Genomic DNA, 19,092 nt, shown 5'->3' with positions numbered 1-19,092 from the left:
GTAGTGCACCGTATTTTCGCCACCAAGCATTTCCACGGAATAGCCGTCGGCACGCAGGTACCACATGTCGCCACCGTTCCTAAAGACGAGCACCCAGTTGTTCCAGTTTTCGGCTCCGCTCTTTACCTTGTTCCTGAATTCAAATTCCGTGACAAAGTTCCCACTTACCTTCACGGACTCAAATTCGTCATAGGCATCCCATGCCGTGCTAAAGTCCTTTTTCCCAACGACCTTCACACTGTCGCCGTAATAGCGGGCATCCTGCAACACTTCGGTTTTCGGCACACGGTAACCCCAGAAGGCACGGTTCCCCGCCTTGTTCATCGCCGAGAACGTAAGCGTCCGCTTGCTCATATCGTTCTGCAACTGGTCAAGCACCACACCCTCGTAGACAGTTCCACCCAGAGTAAGCGTCACGTAGCTCCGGCCCTTCGCATAGTCGTAATCCCAGGTTCCCGTGTAGGCGCCTGTCACCGTACCGTCGGCATTGAGCTGCATGTTCTGTTCCTGGTTCACCGCCACGGAATCTTCCCAGGTCTGCGGATTGTTCCTGGGCGGGTTATGCATAATCACCTTGTACGGGCCCGCGATATCGCTGCGGTCGAGCGCACGCGCCGGTAGCCCGTAGCCCTCGTGATACTCGAAAGGTGCCGCCACAATCCAGCCCATCCTGTTAAAGAACAGCTGGTGAGTCTCGACATTGTGCCAACCCGTATGGTTGTTGAACTTGCGGTGATAAACCAGATACATGCCGCCATCGTCGTCGCGCAACAGCGAATTGTGCCCATCCGCAATTTCGGCCCGATCTTCGGCCCAGAAACTCCAGCGGTAATTCGCGACAATCGGGAATCCGCGGTCGGTATTGCCCCAATAGTTCAGGATAAACTTTTCAAAAATCGCAGGAGTCCCATCCACATCGACATAGGGTCCCTTCACGTCCTTGCTGCGGAACACGCGCATGGTGTAGCCGCCCTCGGGCGAATAGAACCCGTAACTCACGAACAGGTAGTAGTAGCCATTGCCATCCGCATCCTTGAAATACTGGATGTACGAACCCTCGCCACTCACATAATAACCGCCACCCACGTGGATGCCCATGTAAGGGTCCTCGAGCATCGAAGTCCCGCTCCACTTGGCAGCGCCATTGTTCCCGTACTTGTACGAATAGTCCCTGAGACCGGTAGACTCATCGAGCTTGACCAGGAAAAGCCCGCCGCTCCACGAACCGTACAGGAGCCACAGGTTTCCGTCCTCGTCGTAGAACACGTTCGGGTCGATGCAGCTGGAACCATAGCCGCCATCCCACTTGCCCAAATTAGTGACACCGTTGTTCGCGATATAGTAACGCTCGTCGATTGTCGAAGAACCGGTCACCTTCGCGTAGTCGGCATTGGCGGCAGAACCCGCCGTCTGCTTGTCCATCCCGCCGTAGACGACCGCACCCTTGTACTCGTACGGCCCCTCGATCTTGTCGGATGTCAGGAGTACAATGGAACTTTTCCAGTCCTCGCCCGCCATCGAAAAGTACAGGCACCACTTTTTCAGCTTCTTGTTCCACACGATATCGGGCGCCCACAGGTTCCCCTTGGCGGTCGCGGAATTCGTATGTTCCGCATAGTCGGCTTCCGCCTTGAACACGCTGTAGTAATCGTCCTTGGCCTCGTTGCCAGTGACATACACCGTGCCGCCCCTCGAAAGCTGCGGCGTAAACGGGGTCCAGTCCAGCATATCGCGAGAATATGCCGCTCCGTTCATTGTCCCGAATATGTAATAATACTTCGTCCGCGACTTGGCCGCATCGTTTTCAGGATACGAATTCCCGCCCGCGTCCTTATAGACCACAATGACGGAAGGATCGTGAACGGCGACCGAGGCCGCAAATGCGGCAACAGCCGCGAGAGATAAGGCGACACACGCCGCCCTGAATGTTTCCAATACACCCATACCACACTCCTTTCCAGAGAATATATAAAAAATCTACACTTTTTGCAATTAAAAGTCAATAGTTTTACAATATATTAGAATAATATGATGAGATTTTAACAACGTTTTGCATAAAAAAAGTCCACATTTCGCAAGATGTGCCACGAAAGGCGCCTTAAACGCCCGTTTATTCCCTTATAACCGCATATTGCAGGGCGTAGAAGAGCCGCATCCAGTTGTTGGACTGCGTACCGTCAAAGAAGAATACCTCGTCAATACCGCCGCGAAGCCCGCCGTAGCCGATCGAGGGGTTGAATGCGGCAGCAAAGCCTTCGCCCGAATCGAACTGCCTAGATTCCAGCAGCGTTCCGTCAATGAACGTGGTCACGCTATCGCCATGAATCTTGAACGAGTAGTTATGCCACTTACCGTCGAGCACCCCGTTTGCGCGGCCGAACAGGGCGTTATACGCCCCCGTCCTGGTATCGAGCCTGAGGTTCACCGCACCCGTAGCACCGCGCTTCTGCAGCGCAAAACCCGTACTGTCATTCTTGGCCGAGATAATCTGCGCGTACTCGCTCACCTGCATGGAATCGATATTGAACCAGATGGAAAGCCCCATGTAGCAGCCGTCTTCGGAGAAGGGCTTGAAATCGGGAATGTAGAACCAGTTGTCGGTAGAATCCACCCAGCGGGAATTCCCGAGCACAGACGCAAGCTCGTTGCCGGTAGCGAGCACCGCCTCGGAAGGTTCGAACGAATCAAAATGCTCCACATGACGTGCAAGCGCGAGGTCAATCCGGTCATTGGACTGGCACGATTCCACCACGTCGAGAGACATGGCATTGTTCTCATCGAAGGCAACCTGCGGCAGCACGCCCCAATAAACAGCAGAATCGGAAACCTTCGCCGTAGGGGCATCCGCAAGTTCGGCACGACTGAGGCGCACCATGTTGCCGTCAGCATCCAACAGGCATGGATTCTTTACTTCCGGGAGCCGGACCGCGAAGGGCACGCTTTCGAACACTTCATCCGACGAAGCCAAATCTTCGAACCCCTCGGGAAGCACGAGCGCGACAGCGCCCTTGAATTCCGCATCCAGCGCACGGTCGATATTCGTGGAATTTTCCTCGACATTCCAGGATACCGCCACGGAACGCACGTCACCTTCCAGAGGGTGCACCGAAACGGATTCGTAATCGCCCACGGGCAGGCTATCGAGCGACATCACGCCCGATGCGCACTCGATCGAGGTCGCCACATGCCTGTAGTCCACCGTATCTACATACAAAGTATCTCCCACGGTATCGGCACTCGCCTTGAACACCACGACCGTATCGCCCGCGACAACATCCAGATTTTCGGTAGAAACAAGAATCCGCGCAAGCCCCTTGTTACCGGTATTCGTCTCAATCAAAATCCCCGCGGAATCCGTAGAAGACGTATTGCTGCAGCCCGCAAAGAAGGCGAGCACGCACACCGCGGCAAAAGCGAACGCGAGTCGCCCCGCATCAAAGATATTCCTAAAGCATCCCATAAACGCCTTCCTCCCTACGCCTCGCCCGTTCCGGACGGTTTATTGTTTTCGCGGATGTTGCTGAACACGTGCAGGTTCACATGTTCCACGACGGTCGGCGTCTCGTTATCGGCCATCACGATCTGGCGCACCTGCGCCTTGAATTTTTCGGCAGCCTTTTCGACCTTCGCCTGCGCGGTTTTCGATACCGCAAACGTGAACGTGGTCATATCGCGGGACTCGCTCCCTTCGGATTCCAGCGCCTGCTTCGAAAGTTCCAGGCACTGCTTCTGGAACTGGAGCACCATCTGACTCTTGCTCTGCTGCACCGTGGCAAGGCTATCCTTCGTCGGCTTCCAGAACCCGCGTTCGTCCTTGCGCACGAGCGACATCTTCTGCATGAGTTCAAGGCTTGCCTTCAGGCGCTTCTCGGACACGGGCGGGAAAATCTTCGCCGCAAGTTCCGACACGTCATCGCCCACATCCATCACCTCGAGAATCGCGTAGACCGTGCTGTTGTACCAGTTGCCAAAGAACTCGTAGCTATCCGGGTCCACAATCGCCTGCGGGTTCTTGTTCAGGCGCATCATGGCATCGAACGCCGCCTCGCGCACCTGGGCAGTCTTCCCCTGGTCAAAATCGACCATCGCCTCGAAATACCTCGCCTCGTTCCCCTTGAGCCCGATGACATTTATAAAGCGTTCGCGCATGTTATCGGTCACGCGCTTGCCCTGCACCACGTCGTTGAAATAGCTGCGGGTATTCGGGAGCCCCAGCAAGTTGCAGAACTCGGTACGCGAAAACGAAGGCTCCGCTGCCTGACGGCGCTCCTGGTATTCGGCCAGGAACTTGCGGAACTTGGTAAACTCGAAAATGTTTACGAAGGTATTCATGATATTAAATATACATAAAAACATAGTACATGGTATAGTAAAAACAAAGATATATGCTATTTACCTTTTTTTTTTGCTAAAAATTGAGAATTATTTATTTTTTTTCTTGCATTTTATAAATTTTTATAGTACATTTTGTAGTACATTAACGATAAAAAGGTAGTACACTACGTAGTATCGTCATCAGGGATGTTAAAAAAAATCAAAAAGGAGTAACCCATGTTACGCAAGACCCTTCTCGCCACATGCATTGCCGGGGCAGGCATTGCAAGCGAATCTCTCGCCGCAGGCGAGGCTCTCGTCAAAAGGCAATTTGAATACCTGGACAGGGGCGTTGTCGCCGTACGGCAGAACAATTCCAGCGCACTTGTCAGCTGGCGAAGCCTCGCCACCGACGAAAGCGGCCTCGGATTCAACGTTTACCGAACAACCGACGGAAAAACCGTCAAGTTGAACCAGACCGTACTTACCAAGGGTACAAACTTCACCGACGGTACCGCCGACTTTTCGAAGGCCAACACCTACTCCGTCAAGAAGGTACTGAACGGCGTAGAACTCGGAACAAACGGCAGCTACACCATGCCCGCGAACAAGGGAATCGGAGCGTATGTCACCGTTCCCGTCCCAAATATCACATCCACCGTCCATTTCGTGTGGGTGGGCGACTTTGACGGGGATGGCGCTTACGACTACCTGCTCGACCAGCCCGCACTCGACCACCAGCAACTGCAGGCATACTCGAGCCAGGGAAAGCACCTGTGGACTCTTGATCTTGGCCCGAACAGCGAGAACAAGAACAACATTACACCGGGCGCATCAACGCTCGACGTGGGCATGTGGGACGGGGCAACCGTCTATGATATCGATTCCGACGGCTTTGCCGACGTTATCGTGCGAATAGCCGACGGCGTCACCTTCGGTGATGGCAAAAAATTCACGCTCAGTGGAACGAACGCCCAGGCCATAGCCGTCCTGGACGGGCGTACCGGCGCACTGAAAACATACGCTCCTGTCCCCGATGACTACATCTCGATCGGTCCGATGGCCTGCATGATGGAAATCGCCTATCTCGACGGAAAAACCCCGAGCGTCGTCACGTGGATAAAGAACAGGAACGCGGACAAGAGCTTCAACAGCATGACCGTCGCCTACCGCGTCGAGAAGGGAAAGCTCACGCAGCAGTGGAAGCACGATGCGCGCAAAAGCGGCGGCGGAGCCGAAGCGCACCAGATTAGAATCGCCGATGTGGATTACGACGGCAAGGACGAAGTGTTGCACATGGGCTACGCACTGAACGGCGACGGAAGCCTGCGCTACCAGATTTCCGAGGTCGTTCACGGTGACCGCTGGTACGTAGGGGCATTCAACAAGGACGACAAGGTGATGATGGGCTACGGAATACAGCAGGACCATCCGAAAAACCTGCTCGAATACTACTACAACGCCTCCACCGGCAAGGTCATCTGGACCCACTACGGCGACGAGTCCTGCGCAGGCCAGTGCGACGTCGCACGCGGGAACATCGGTGACATCGACCCCGATTACGACGGATTCGAAGTCTGGAGTTTCCAGGGAACCTACAACGGCGCCACCAACAAACTTATCGCCAGCAACTACCTGTACCCCGTACTCCGCTACTGGTGGGACGGGGATCTCGCGGCAGAAAGCTACAATGACGGAAAAATCGAAAAGTGGGATTACAAGAACAAGTCGGTTGGCCGCGTGGCAACCACATGGAAAATCTACGGCAGCAGCGGGAGCGAGAGGGGCGTGGGAATGTTCCACGGGGATATCTTCGGTGACTGGCGCGAAGAATCAATCCTCGTGAACTACGACACGAAGGAACTCGTGATATTCACGACAGACATCGCAAGCGAACACCGCTTCTACTCGCTGATGCAGAACCCCTGCTACCGCATGGGGACTACTGCGAAGGGCTACGTGCAGGCAAGCATGCTCGACTACTTCCTCGGCTACGGCATGGACATGCCCCCGAAACCGGATATCGAGATTATCGGAGGACTACGCGAAGAATCCTTCGCCGACGTCAACTCCTCAAGCGCAGAAATCGCCGGGCCACAGTCTTCCAGCGCAGCAGAAGGCATATCTTCCAGTGCGGAAGGAACCGAGGGCACCACCGCCGTCGAATCCTTGACACCGCGCAACGCAATTAGCGGCCATATCGACGGTAACACGCTCCTTCTTGAGGGCATCGACGGAGGCGCGCACGACATCAGCGTCTTCGACATGCAAGGCCACCGCATCGCGGAATTCCGCGCAGTGCAGGGGAGCGAACTCCACGTAACCCTACGGCAAGGCGCCTATCTCGTCAAGGTCGCGCAAGGCAACCGGACTCTCGGGATATTCAAGGCCGTAAGGCGATAACTCTCTCGCAACAACACACCTCCAAAAAATCCCCGGCCACCTCGGCTGGGGATTTTAGACTTTTGAGAATGACTGCGCGGGTTTAATGCGCCAAAAATGACCGCGAAGTTTACGGCACTTCCACAGAATCGAGAATCTTCTGCACGACGGTTTCGGCAGAAACTTCTTCCGCTTCGGCCTCGTAACTGAGGATAATGCGGTGGCGGAGCACTTCCATCGCAACGGCCTTCACGTCTTCCGGCGTCACGTAGGCGCGGCCCTGAATGAACGCATGAGCCTTCGAAGCCTGGGCAAGGCCGATAGAAGCACGCGGAGAAGCGCCCACTTCCACAAAGCCCACCAGGTCGCTACGCTTGATGCTGCCCGGATCGCGGGTCGCAAGCACCAGGTTCACGATGTATTCGCGCACGCGTTCGTCCACGTACACCTGCTTCACGAGCTGGCGGGCGGCAAGGATATCTTCCTTCGTGGCGACAGCCTGCGGCTGGCGCAGCCCCGCACCGGCAACGGCGTCGAGAATCTTCATTTCGTCGGCCTTGTTCGGGTAGCTGACCTTCACCTTCAACAGGAAACGGTCCACCTGGGCTTCGGGCAGCGGATACGTACCTTCCTGCTCGATGGGGTTCTGCGTGGCAAGCACCAGGAACGGCTCGTCCAGCTTGAACGTCTCGTCGCCAATCGTGATGTGGCGTTCCTGCATGGCTTCGAGGAGGGCGCTCTGCACCTTCGACGGAGCACGGTTAATTTCATCGGCGAGCACGAGGTTCGTGAAGAGCGGGCCCTTACGGGTTTCGAACTTCGCTTCCTTCGCGTTGTAAATCGTGGTACCCAGCAAGTCGGCCGGCAACAGGTCGGGAGTGAACTGGATGCGCTTGAAGTCCAGCGACACAGCATCGGCAAAAGCCTTCACCGCAGTCGTCTTGGCAAGGCCCGGCAAGCCTTCCAGCAGCACGTGACCGTCCGCCAAAATACCCGTCAGAATGCTTTCGACCAGAGCCTTCTGGCCAATCACCGTCCCTTCCACTTCACGCAGCAAATTCATGCAAAAAGCACTCTGCTGGCGCACCTTTTCCGAAAGTTCCTGAATATCCATTAGTGTACCTCCGTGAGCAAATTACAAATTTTTCGGATTTTAAGATACAAAATTCCACAAAAAAAGGCAAATGAGACTAGAAAGTGGTTAGTGATTAGTGATTGGTGGTTAGGAAAGGGGAAAGCCTCCCCCTGGTTCGCACTCCGTTGCTCTCCACCCCCACGCCTAAGGGGACACCCCCTAACACCCCCGCAATCAATCACTCTTCTGCTCCATTCTGTCTTTTCTCGTATTCTTCCAAGGACTCCAAATCCCTTTCCTTTTGGCGTTCTTCCGCAGCCTTTGTTTCCCTTTGCGTTTTTTCTTGTTTTTTTATTGAAGATTCAATAGACTTAGACGTACTTATAATACTTATCGTTACAGAAAACCTGTCCATTTTTGAGATTTTTTCGTACTTTCCCGAGTAATAACTATATTCCCTGCGTTCATATGTCAAGTCCCTTCCATAACGGAATTCTACACCTATCCTTAGCGATTCATTCGGTTTAAAGGAAGCATAACCACCACAACCAATCTCGTCGTAAAAGACAGGAGCCGACCGGCCCACTCCAATAACCATAGCCCCCTGCCTTGCCGTATTGGCTTCCCGCCCATTTCTAGACAAGTGCTGGGTCAGTCCTATCCGGAAATTATCCCCAATCGGCAATTGTTCTATCAGCGATACACCTCCGCCCCATTGGAAATACTTGTGTTCCACTTTTTCCAACTGCCACAACCATAAGTTGCTCCACCCCATCACACCGAAATAATCAGAAACAAAACCCGCCTGAACATAGGGTGTCAAAAAGTCAAAGCTCAAGCCGTACTTGAAATACCCCTTATTCCTTTGAAGAGAGAAGTTTCCTCCCAAAGACCATTCCTCGTTTCTATAATACCATTCGTCATGCCAGTCAACCGACCTTTCTACTTCCTTGATACCGTCGGCAACATAATCAACGCCAGCTTCATCATCGACAAGATCTCCAAAAAACGCCGAAGCAGAGGCCCCCACCACATAATCTCCGTCACTTTTTTCCATAAACGTAGCAGCAGATGGCGGATGTATAATGGCAACGCTGCACCCCGCAAGCAACAGGGCACACACCATCAAAGCAATCCATAAAATTCCGCGAGCCATTAAAAACTATCCGTCAAATTCAAATGAATAATTCACCATAAGATAAAAGCGATTTCTCGGTTCATCAATTTCCCGACCATACCGAAACTCTGCTGAAAAATCCTTATACGCCAAATAAATTCCGGTACCAAACTCATGATAAAAACCCGTAGCCGGAGAACCTAAACCAGCTTCATTCTTATCTACACCGTGGGCATTACGCGAAATGTGTTCACTTAGCCCCACTCTAAGATTTTTACTTACAGGATATTCTTCGATCAACATCAATCCGCCGTAAATAGGGACTTGCTTGTCAACCACTAAAACAGACATACCGAACCAGCCTTGAATTCCTACATATTCCCATCGGGAACCAGCAAGGCCGCTTATCGAATAAAGATTTTCCGAATAAAGTCCCAGAACCAAATGGCTGTATCTAAACAAAAGAGAAACATCTAAATCACCAAAGAGTTCTACATCAGAATAGTCACTCTGCAACCGATTCTTGCCTCGATGGAGGTCTCCGATTTTAGCGGTCCCTCCAACAACAATATCACCTTCGTCTTCTTTCACATTCATGAACTGCGCCGCAGAAGGCGGATGACTTGAGCACCCCGCAAGCAGCAGGGCGCACACCACCAACACAATCCATAAAATTCCGCGGGCCATTATCTATAAAATAGAATATCTAGGCAAAACCCGGATTCATCCCATCCAACAATTCGTGGACTTCATCAAATAAAACGGACTTACAAATACAATCCAAATCGGATGTCGCACTTGACGCCGGCAAAATCGGCGTAGTTCATCCACACGGCGCAACCGGCGCTCACGCCGTTGATAAGCACGTCCTCGTCCTCGATGATGTTCTTGCGGCTTTGCAGGGTATGCTCGTAGCGCACGCCCACTGAATAATGGTACAAGGGTTCAACATAATCGTCGCTATCGAACGGCTCATAAGACGTGACGCCAATACCGACTTCGGGCGCAATTTTCCAAATACCGTTCATGTCGATTGGCGGCCTGTAAAAGACGTTTGCATCGACAAATGCCATCGATAAATTAGTGCCGCCACCAAACGACATAAAAAGTTCACCAAACCGGGAAACAAAAGCCCAAACAAGTTCCGCACCTCCCGCCACATCTTTTTCTTCAGCAAAGAAAGGCATGGTCAGCGCAATTCCCAAGTAGCCCGTCTTGTAATTTCGATTCTTCTCGCGCCATTTTTTCTGATTTTCCTTGGCTCGGCGCGCATTTTCATCATTTTCGCGCTTGTGATATTCACCTTGGCGCTTTTTACAATCATAATCGTCGTCTCTGCACGAAGTCGCCCATTCGGCAATACCAAAAATCACATCCAGCACAGAAGGCTTATCATCACTGTTCGAATTCGAGGAACCCGCCCATGCCGGAAAAACAAGCATGCACACGCATGCTAGAACAATCCGCAAATTGTGTTTCGGCGAGAACATACCTAACCCCCATATCCATGAAGATATATTAACGCACTTGAAAATGAGCGTAGGTTATCAGCAAATTCCGTGCGTTCGTCAGGATTATAGATCCCCGCCTTCTCCCCAAAGAGGATAACTCTACTATGGCAACAAGTTGCCAAGTATCGTATAGCGGGGATGACAAGTAAAGCGGCGGGAATGACATTCTATCGGCTCTTCGAGCCTCCAGAATGACATCACTTCTTCTTTGATGGCTTTGCGGCGGGGAGTTCCGGCAACATCGCGTCAAGCAGGCGAACCAGCAAATCGCTGTCTTCAATCTGTTCGTTGGTCACGCGGAGCATGGGCTTCGCACCTTCGTAGGGTAACTGCTTTTTCGCGTTCGGCAACAGCTTAAGCGCCGCCGGCACGGGCTTCACCAGCAGGCGGTCATCGTAAATCCCGCCGAAGATTTTCCCGTCGGCATACAGAATGTACTCGCCCATCATCTTGCGGGTGGTCACGCGGAAACCACCTTCAAGCAGCTCCCCATTGAACTGCTCCAAAACGTGGTCACGAAACTTCTCTGAACTCGGCATGGTTACAATATAACAATTAATTTGTATATTCTCCCTATGCTCAACTACGTATTCCTTATCCTCGCCATTGTTGCGGAAGCCGCCGGCACCACACTGCTCAAGATGTCGGAACAGTTCACCAAACTCGTCCCTTCCATCGCATCGCTCGTCTGCTACGTGGCGTCGCTTTATCTGCTAAGCCTTTGCATGCGGACTATCCCCATCGGCATCGCATATGCCACCTGGTCGGCGCTCGGCATCGCGCTCATTACCGTCAGCGGCATTTTCTTTTTCAAGCAGATGCCGGATTTGGGCGCCATTATCGGGCTCGTCCTGATTATTTCCGGCGTTGCCGTGCTGAATCTTTTCTCGAAGATGGATATCCACTAGAGCTAGAATTCCGGCATGCTGAAATCGCCGTAAAGCTCGCGGCCGTCGAATACCCAGACAACCATCTTTTTGCCTTCCAGGAATTTTGAACGGCCCTTGAACAAGGTCGGTCCAAAATTGCCTCCACCGATTCGGCTGCGGGTAAAGGTCTTTATCCCTGTCGCCTGCGCTATGTAAGCGCCAATATTGGACGAACTGTTCCAGCCAAAATCGGCATTGCTGTCGCCGATAACCACGATGGGAGCGTCCTTGGAACCATGGTAGCGTTTACCTTCGGCATCTACGGTCTTCAGCACACGCACGTCGTAATCGGGATAGCTGTTATACTTCAGGTGGTAAAGATTCCCGGAGCCGGGAACAACCGTATCGCGCAGGAACCATTTTTCCCTCGGAACATCCAAGTCCATTTCGTTGATGGAATCGGCTATCATCTGGGCAAGAACCTGCCGGCCGGCACTTGTATAATGGCTTTCGTACGCTTCGAACATGGGCGTTTCCTCATTCTTTTCGAGAAACTCCTCTACCGCATCGACAACGACAACACCTTCGTCTTGCAACGCATCTACCCATTCCTCATATTGCGGGGCGACAATCCCTCCCGACAATTCTTCCGAATAATGTTCCGCCTCGATTTGCAGTTTATCCGGAACAGGCACCACAACCAGTTTGATACCACGCGCTTCCAGTGAATCATTGAAGGCGACAAAAGAATTCAAGTTTTCTTTCCAGTCCACCACCAGATTGACAAGACTTTCCTGCAAGAAAATCCAGCCGTCTTCGCCACTTACCGCACAGCGGGCCTCTTTCAGTTCACCGCCGCATTTTTCAAGATCGTCTTCAATCTGTTCCTGAACTTCCGGTGGGATTTCGGGGCGCAAAGACCACCAAGCCGTGACAAGCATCGCCGCCACCGTCGCAAGCCCCAAGGCTACCATCAGACATTTTCGAGAAACCATTGCAGTGTCAAATTTAGTTTTTATATTTGTTTATTGCACACAAAATACTTGTAGGAGAAGATAATATGAACTTCAAACGCTCCAGCAGCATTGTAATCGCGGCTCTTGCCTTCGGGATTGCGCTTGTCGCCTGCGATTCCGATTCGTCTTCCGGCCCGCAAAATGACCCCGCCTCTTCGAATGCGTATGACCGTGCCAGCGATGGCCCTACTAGTTATGGCGAAATTATTTTGGTTTCAAGTTCCAGCGCCACACCGAAGGACGTCGTTCTGAGTAGTAGCGAAAAATCGAGCAGCAGCGAGACAAGTGTGTCCAGTTCATCTAGCGCAGCCGTCTCGAACGTGGAATACGGCACGTTCACCGATGCGCGCGACGGCAAGAGCTACAAGACCGTGAAAATCGGCAACCTCACGTGGATGGCCGAGAACCTGAACTTTGACAACAGTGCTACTGCCACGGGTTCCATCGATTCCAGCTTCTGCTACGACGGTATTCCCGCGAACTGCGAAAAGTACGGCCGCCTCTACCAGGAATACGCCGCGACGGCCGTGTGCCCCGAGGGTTGGCGCCTCCCCACTGCGGACGACTGGCGCGACCTGACCACTACGGCGAAGAGCGAATTCGGCGACAACAACGGCTCCCTGCGTGCCGTGGGTGAGTGGGAAGACACGATTTTTGGGGACAACGTAACGGCTACTAACGCAAGCGGATTCTCCGCCCTCCCGGCTGGTTACCGCGCCAAGACCGGCGAATGCGACGGCGAGGGCACCAAGGCCTATTTCTGGGGCGAAGACAACATGAATCACTACGCCTGGATACTCTCGAACCAGTACGACATGGAGAAGGAATCCCTGCAGCGCGGGTACTTCGCCTACGCCGTGCGTTGCGTCAAGGACTAGTAAATCAGGAAGCGCGGACTAGGAACCGCGTTTCATCTCGGCCATGACCATTCCCGCGACAATCGCTACCGCACCCGCGATGGCGACAGGCGTGATGCGTTCCCCGAGGGCGATGACCGCCGTGATGATGGTGACGAGCGGGATGGCGTAGATGTAGTTGCTTGCGAGCACCGTGCCGAGCTGCTTCAGCACCTTGTTCCATGCGAGGTAGCCGAGCAGCGACGAGAAAACCGTGAGGCAGACGAAGTTGAACAATACGACCGGCTCCGCGAAGTTCTGCCACGGGATATCGAACGTTTTGTGGATATCGCCGCCCGCCTCGAAGAATAGCGCGGGTAGCGACATGAGCGCCCCGTAAAAGAACATCTTGCGGGTTATGAACAAAGTAGAATACACGCCGTTGAACTGGCGCACGACCAGCGAATAGATGGCCCACATGACGGACGAGGTGAACGCGAGCATGTCGCCTACGGGCGAAAGCTTCAGGATGAACTTGCCGTTCAGCACCACGAGCACCATCCCGACAAACGTAATCAGGCACCCGAGAACCTGCCGCTTGCCGAGGCGCTCCGCCTTGTACAGGATGCCCCCGAAAATCATGGTGAGCAACGGGTTCGTGCACACGATAAGCGAGACGTTGCTGCTGGGTGAAAGCGAGAGCGCCGTGTTCTCGGCCCAGAAGTAGAGCGTACAGCCCGTGATACCGCAGATGAACAGGATGAATTCGTGCTTCCAGTTTTGGCAGCGGAATTGCTTGTGGGATGCCGCGAGCAGGATAAGGTAGGTGACCGCGAACCGCAACGTAAAAATCTGCACGGCGCTGAATCCGTGGTTCAGCAGCACCTTCGTGCTCACGAAACTCGTGCCCCAGAACGCAATCGTCGCGATGGCGAGGATATGCCAGAGGGCCATGTTGTTGCGCGCGGGTGTCATCGCAGCCAAAGATAGAAAAAGGGATGCTTCGCCGTCGGTCGATTTTAAATTTATGCAAATATTTGCATAAATGCATTGACAAGGTATAGTCTTTTTCTATATTTACCTACCGAAATGATATGCTAAGGCGGCCTTTTTCGAAGACCTTGTTGGTAAGAACATCTATAGTCTTTCGTCTGCCGTCTTTCGTCTATCTATATTTTAAGGCTATAACAAACAAGAGGCAAATATGTCCAAGATCGAAACTTTGTGCGTACAGGGCGGCTGGCAGCCGAAAAACGGCGAACCGCGCGTCCTTCCCATCTACCAGAGCACCACTTTCAAGTACGAGTCCAGCAACGCGATGGCCGACCTGTTCGACCTGAAGGCCAGCGGCTACTTCTACACGCGCCTGCAGAACCCGACCAACGATGCCGTGGCGTCCAAGATTGCGGCTATGGAAGGCGGTGTCGCTGCGATGCTCACGAGTTCCGGTCAGGCGGCGAACTTCTTCGCCGTGTTCAACATCTGCGAGGCGGGCGACCACTTCATCAGCACCAGCGCTATTTACGGTGGTACCAGCAACCTCTTCAGCGTTACCATGAAGAAGCTCGGCATTGAGTGCACGTTCGTGGACCAGGATGCGAGCGATGAGGAAATCGAGAAGGCTTTCCGCCCGAACACCAAGTGCTTCTTTGGCGAGACGGTGGCTAACCCCGCCGGCAAGATTCTGGACCTGGAACGTTTCGCGAAGCTTGCCCACAAGCACGGCGTGCCGATGATTGTGGACAACACGTTCCCGACTCCGATTCTTTGCCGCCCGATTGAATTCGGCGTGGACATCGTGACTCACTCCACCACCAAGTACATGGACGGTCACGCGATGGCTGTGGGTGGCTGCATCGTGGATAGCGGTAACTTTGACTGGGAAGCCCATCACGACAAGTTCAAGGGTCTCACCGAACCGGACCCGAGCTACCACGGCCTTGCCTACACGAAGGCTTTCGGCAAGGGCGCCTTCATCACGAAGGCTACGGCCCAGCTGATGCGTGACCTCGGCAGCATCCAGGCTCCGCAGAACGCGTTCCTCCTGAACGTTGGCCTTGAAACGCTCCATCTGCGCATGCCGCGCCACTGCGAAAACGCTCTCGCCTGCGCGAAGTTCCTGCAGAACCACCCGAAGGTGGCCTGGGTCGATTACGCGGGCCTCGAGGGCAACAAGTACCACGAACTTGCCAAGAAGCAGTTCAAGGGCGGGCTCCCGTGTGGCGTGCTCACCTTCGGTATCAAGGGTGGCCGCGAAAAGAGCATCCAGTTCATGGACAACCTCAAGATGATCTGCATCGTGACCCATGTGGCCGATGCCCGCAGCTGCGTGCTGCATCCGGCAAGCCACACGCACCGTCAGCTCAGCGACGAACAGTTGATCGAGGCAGGCGTTGCTCCGGACCTGATCCGCTTCAGCGTCGGTATCGAAAACGTCGAAGACATCATCGCGGACCTCACGCAGGCTTTGGACAAGGTGTAATTCCCGAAGATGAGAACCTCCTTCGTAAAGGTAATCGCGAATATCTGCGCCGTGGCTCTGGCCACGGCCAGTTTCGCGTTTGCAAAAGGGAACGCACAGGCGGCCGAAGACATCAAGATTGTCAAGATAAACGACAGCAACTTCGAGAAAGAAATCCTGCAGTCGAAAAAGCCAGTGATTCTGGACATCACTTCCACAAGCTGCCCGCCCTGCCTCATCATGATTCCGACCCTCATCGGCATCGCCAAAAATTACAGCGACATCAAGATTGCGACCGTGGGAATCGACGAGCCGAACATAGACAAGATAAAGGCTTCACTCCCGATTCAAGCGTTTCCGACATTCTTCTTCATCCGCGACGGAAAGTTTATCAACCAGCTCGTCGGGGCCGTCAAGGAAGAAGACCTGCTGAACGCCCTGCAGTATACGCCGGACCCGAAAGCGAAGGCAAATGCGGCAAAGCCGAAAAAGGTCAAGAACACGCAGAAGAATCTCGTCTGCAAGGTAAACGGCCAGTTCAACGGTCTCAAGAATCTCGTCACCATTTCGTTCGTGTTCGGTGACTACGAAATCAAGAATGTCGACATCGTCACCGACGTGTTCGTGCCGCCCGAACTGAGCGACAGGCGCGAACAGATGATAGAACACGTGCGTGCAAGCGGCAAGGGCGAGGTCGAGCCGACCATGACTGGATTCCGCATGCACATCGACAACGATTGCCGATTCATGAAGGCGATGGACATGAAACGCACTTCGACCTATGGCGAAATGCGTGCCGGTCTCGAATTGCAGGGTTTTTCCTGCAAGTAGCGGCGCAGGGCTATTTTCCCGTTTCGTTTCCAGTAAAATAATATAGATTTGAAGAGCGTATGCCAAAAAGAAAGACGAACCAGACTCTTCTCGCAGGCATCAGCTCCGTCATGCTGATGCTCACGATGGTCGCCACCGTGGCCATCATCAAGCTTTCCTCCGTTCTGGGAGCGTCCGCCTACCTCCTCTTCATCGCGCTCGTCCTCATTATCTCCGTAACCGGGTTCCTCCTGTGGACCCGCTACCGTTCCACCGAGACGGCGCAGCAGGTTGCCGACCTGATGAAAGAGGTGATGACATCCCCGATGGAGAAGAATCTTTCGGGAGATTCGCAGTATGCCGTTGCCGTGAAGCCGAACGGCCAGATAGACCCGAGGCTCACGAAATACATGACGAAGCTTGCGCCCACGGTAAACGCCATCGCAAGTTTCTTCAAGGATTTCATATATTACGACGGCGTGGCCGAAAAGTTGCGCAACCACTTTGAACTGGGCGAAGGCAGCGACACGTTCCAGGAACTTTCGACCATATTCCTCTCGGACATCAACTACCTTTCCGAAAAGCTCGGCCACGAAATGAGCCTCGACTCGTTCGAGTCCTGCGGTTTTGTTTCGCTACTGCTGCGCCTGCGGACAAACGCACCCGCCACGACGGACTGGAACCGCCTTGTTCTCCAGTCATTCGTCGACAAAGAAATCGAGATGGGTCCCCTGGTGCAAAACCTGGAAAGGAACCACGCCCAGATAGAGACCACCGGAGAGATATTCCTGTTCAGTTCGATATTCGGAGGATTTTCTCCCGATGCCGTCCGCAAGTACTCACGGCTCCTTTATGACTATTCCGCGGCGCTTGCAAACATCGACGGCAAGCTCACTCCGGACGAGGTGCAATGGCTGCAGTACCTGGAAAGGCACATCGGGAACAACCGCTCGGCAGCATGGCGCCCGGGATTCGTGAAGTGCTCGACGCGACCGGTGAACTACAAGAACACGCCTCTAAAAGAAGCCGTCTCGCGCAACATGCGACCCGCAAAGGAAGAACGCGTCCCGCAGGGCGAAGCGGTGAAGCAGCTCGATTCGCTCATCGGCCTTTCGTCGGTGAAGAAGGAAGTCGTCACGTTCTACAACTTTATCCGCGTGCAGAACGAACGCAAGAAGAAAGGGCTTTCCGTTCCGCCGACCTCGTACCACCTGGTGTTCTCCGGAAATCCCGGCACGGGCAAGACGACGATCGCGCGCATCATGGCCGAAATTTTCAAGGACCTGGGCGTTCTCCGCAAAGGCCACCTGGTAGAGGCGACGCGGGCAGACCTGGTCGCGGGCTACATGGGACAGACGGCCATCAAGACAAACAAAGTAATAGACGATGCCCTGGACGGAGTCCTGTTTATCGACGAAGCCTACACACTCGCGCGGAGCGCCGAAAACGACTACGGGCAGGAGGCCATCGACACGCTCCTCAAGCGCATGGAAGATGACCGTGACAGGCTCGTGGTCATCATCGCCGGCTACACGGACGAAATCAAGCGTTTCGTGAACTCGAATCCCGGCCTCTCTTCGCGATTCAACAGGTACATCAACTTCCCCGACTATTCGGAAGACGAGCTCGCGCAGATTTTCAGGTCGTTCCTCGCGAAATACGACTACAAGATAGGCAAAGCCGCAGAGGCCGCCATGAAACGCTGCATCGCCGATGCCGTCAGCAAGAAAGACAGCCGGTTCGGAAACGGACGCTACGTGCGCAACCTGTTCGAAAAAGTCATCGAGAAGCAGGCCAACCGCCTTGCAGCCTCCCCGGATCTTGGTAGGGTCGACGTAAGCGACCTCATCGCGACCGATTTCGAGCAGGCCGCCGCCGAAAAATAAAGTTATTTCCCGACAATGACCTTATAGAATTCAAGGAACTGCGAAGGCGAAAGTTCCTCGGCACGGACCGTCGTAGGATAATCCAGGAGTTCGATGGCTTCCTGGATTTTCTTCTTGTCGTAGGCGCGACCGAAGGAATTCGCGAGCGTCTTCCTCTTCTGCGTAAACGCGGCCCGCACGAAGTCGAAGTAACCCTCGGGGGCCTGTAACGGGCATTCCTTGGGCGTGAGGAGCATCGTGGCGCTATCCACGTTCGGACGCGGCGTAAAATGTTCAGGGCCGATCTTCCTCAGTATCTGCGTGTCGGCGAACGCGGACACGAGCACGGAGAGGCTTCCGTAATTGCTGCTGCAGGGCATGGCGCAGATGCGTTCAGCGACTTCGAGCTGCACCATCCCCATGAATCCCCTGGTCAGATGAAGCTTCGGCATGAGCCCCGCGATAATCGCCGTGGAAACGTTGTACGGGAGATTGCCGGTGACCCACGGTTTTGCGTGCGCATCCAGGAATCCCTGCAGGTCGAACTTCAGGAAGTCGATATTCTCGATGCGGAAGTTTTCCCGGCCCCGGAATTTCTGTTCCAGAAATTCCACGCACTGCTCGTCGATCTCGACGGCAGTGAGTTGCACGGCGCGCTCGAGCAGGTGCTCGGTCAGCGCCCCGTGCCCGGGGCCAATTTCAAGCACGTAGTCTCCCGCCTCTGCAGGCAGGTCCCCCGCAATCATCTGCGCGGTAGGTACATCCAGAAAATTCTGGCCGAATTTACGGCGGCGTGCTCTATCCATACCGAAAAATTAGCAATTCGAATCCGGCGG

The 19,092-nt window shown here is 53.9% G+C and carries 17 protein-coding genes; 6 read left to right on the top strand and 11 right to left on the bottom strand.

Annotation, left to right across the window (positions count from 1 at the left end; genetic code table 11):
- The 3 genes from B4A77_RS00380 to B4A77_RS00370 form a co-directional block, all read right to left on the bottom strand.
- Positions 1–1,944, bottom strand: a 1,944-nt coding sequence (locus B4A77_RS00380; protein ID WP_290737291.1) for a glycoside hydrolase family 43 protein, incomplete at its 3' end; no start/stop codon positions are given.
- A gap of 166 nt (positions 1,945–2,110) precedes the next feature.
- A complete protein-coding gene (locus B4A77_RS00375; protein ID WP_290737289.1) occupies positions 2,111–3,460 on the bottom strand; it encodes a LamG-like jellyroll fold domain-containing protein in 1,350 nt (449 codons plus the stop codon).
- A 14-nt stretch (positions 3,461–3,474) separates the two neighbouring features.
- Positions 3,475–4,332 (bottom strand): TIGR02147 family protein, encoded by an 858-nt coding sequence (locus tag B4A77_RS00370; RefSeq protein WP_290737287.1) that lies wholly within the window; start codon positions 4,330–4,332, stop codon positions 3,475–3,477.
- 219 nt (positions 4,333–4,551) lie between these two features.
- On the opposite strand from B4A77_RS00370, the gene B4A77_RS00365 reads away from it, so the two are divergent.
- Positions 4,552–6,717 carry a hypothetical protein gene (locus B4A77_RS00365; RefSeq protein WP_290737285.1) on the top strand — a complete coding sequence of 722 codons (2,166 nt, stop codon included), beginning with the start codon at positions 4,552–4,554 and terminating at the stop codon, positions 6,715–6,717.
- Between the two features lie 109 nt (positions 6,718–6,826).
- Here B4A77_RS00365 and B4A77_RS00360 read toward each other — a convergent pair whose 3' ends face one another.
- The 5 genes from B4A77_RS00360 to B4A77_RS00340 all read right to left on the bottom strand — a co-directional run bounded on the left by B4A77_RS00360 (position 6,827) and on the right by B4A77_RS00340 (position 10,938).
- Entirely contained in the window at positions 6,827–7,810 is a 984-nt protein-coding gene (locus B4A77_RS00360; protein ID WP_072807678.1) for an AAA family ATPase, read from the bottom strand.
- Positions 7,811–8,009: 199 nt separating this feature from the next.
- Complete coding sequence (locus B4A77_RS00355; RefSeq protein ID WP_290737283.1) at positions 8,010–8,927, bottom strand: hypothetical protein; 918 nt, start codon at positions 8,925–8,927, stop codon at positions 8,010–8,012.
- A gap of 6 nt (positions 8,928–8,933) precedes the next feature.
- Entirely contained in the window at positions 8,934–9,575 is a 642-nt protein-coding gene (locus B4A77_RS00350) for a hypothetical protein (RefSeq protein ID WP_290737281.1), read from the bottom strand.
- An 80-nt stretch (positions 9,576–9,655) separates the two neighbouring features.
- A complete protein-coding gene (locus B4A77_RS00345) occupies positions 9,656–10,378 on the bottom strand; it encodes a hypothetical protein (RefSeq protein ID WP_290737279.1) in 723 nt (240 codons plus the stop codon).
- Between the two features lie 218 nt (positions 10,379–10,596).
- A complete protein-coding gene (locus B4A77_RS00340) occupies positions 10,597–10,938 on the bottom strand; it encodes a TfoX/Sxy family protein (protein WP_290737277.1) in 342 nt (113 codons plus the stop codon).
- 36 nt (positions 10,939–10,974) lie between these two features.
- Here B4A77_RS00340 and B4A77_RS00335 point away from each other — a divergent pair, with 36 nt between their 5' ends.
- Positions 10,975–11,307 carry a DMT family transporter gene (locus tag B4A77_RS00335; RefSeq protein WP_290729731.1) on the top strand — a complete coding sequence of 111 codons (333 nt, stop codon included), beginning with the start codon at positions 10,975–10,977 and terminating at the stop codon, positions 11,305–11,307.
- Positions 11,308–11,309: 2 nt separating this feature from the next.
- On the opposite strand, the gene B4A77_RS00330 is transcribed toward B4A77_RS00335, so the two are convergent.
- Positions 11,310–12,263, bottom strand: a complete 954-nt coding sequence (locus B4A77_RS00330; RefSeq protein WP_290737275.1) for an alginate O-acetyltransferase AlgX-related protein — start codon at positions 12,261–12,263, stop codon at positions 11,310–11,312.
- Positions 12,264–12,328: 65 nt separating this feature from the next.
- On the opposite strand from B4A77_RS00330, the gene B4A77_RS00325 reads away from it, so the two are divergent.
- Complete coding sequence (locus B4A77_RS00325; RefSeq protein WP_290737273.1) at positions 12,329–13,162, top strand: FISUMP domain-containing protein; 834 nt, start codon at positions 12,329–12,331, stop codon at positions 13,160–13,162.
- Positions 13,163–13,180: 18 nt separating this feature from the next.
- Here the strand turns inward: B4A77_RS00325 and B4A77_RS00320 are convergent, their stop codons facing one another.
- Positions 13,181–14,095 carry a DMT family transporter gene (locus B4A77_RS00320; protein WP_290737271.1) on the bottom strand — a complete coding sequence of 305 codons (915 nt, stop codon included), beginning with the start codon at positions 14,093–14,095 and terminating at the stop codon, positions 13,181–13,183.
- Positions 14,096–14,324: 229 nt separating this feature from the next.
- Between B4A77_RS00320 and B4A77_RS00315 the strand changes: the two genes are divergently transcribed.
- From B4A77_RS00315 to B4A77_RS00305, 3 genes are read left to right on the top strand one after another with little or no spacing between them, the layout of a single operon-like run.
- Positions 14,325–15,602, top strand: a complete 1,278-nt coding sequence (locus B4A77_RS00315; protein ID WP_073114155.1) for an O-acetylhomoserine aminocarboxypropyltransferase/cysteine synthase family protein — start codon at positions 14,325–14,327, stop codon at positions 15,600–15,602.
- 9 nt (positions 15,603–15,611) lie between these two features.
- Positions 15,612–16,412 (top strand): thioredoxin family protein, encoded by an 801-nt coding sequence (locus tag B4A77_RS00310; RefSeq protein WP_290737269.1) that lies wholly within the window; start codon positions 15,612–15,614, stop codon positions 16,410–16,412.
- 59 nt (positions 16,413–16,471) lie between these two features.
- Complete coding sequence (locus B4A77_RS00305) at positions 16,472–18,277, top strand: AAA family ATPase (protein WP_290729746.1); 1,806 nt, start codon at positions 16,472–16,474, stop codon at positions 18,275–18,277.
- A gap of 2 nt (positions 18,278–18,279) precedes the next feature.
- Here B4A77_RS00305 and rsmA read toward each other — a convergent pair whose 3' ends face one another.
- On the bottom strand, positions 18,280–19,062 hold the full coding sequence (gene rsmA / locus B4A77_RS00300) for a 16S rRNA (adenine(1518)-N(6)/adenine(1519)-N(6))-dimethyltransferase RsmA (RefSeq protein ID WP_290737268.1): 783 nt from the start codon (positions 19,060–19,062) through the stop codon (positions 18,280–18,282).
- Between the last annotated feature and the right edge of the window lie 30 nt (positions 19,063–19,092).

The sequence above is a fragment of the Fibrobacter sp. UBA3718 genome, from assembly GCF_002371935.1.
Taxonomy (GTDB): domain Bacteria; phylum Fibrobacterota; class Fibrobacteria; order Fibrobacterales; family Fibrobacteraceae; genus Fibrobacter.
Note: the sequence above shows the minus strand (reverse complement) of the source record. Positions and strands in the feature narration are given on the sequence as shown.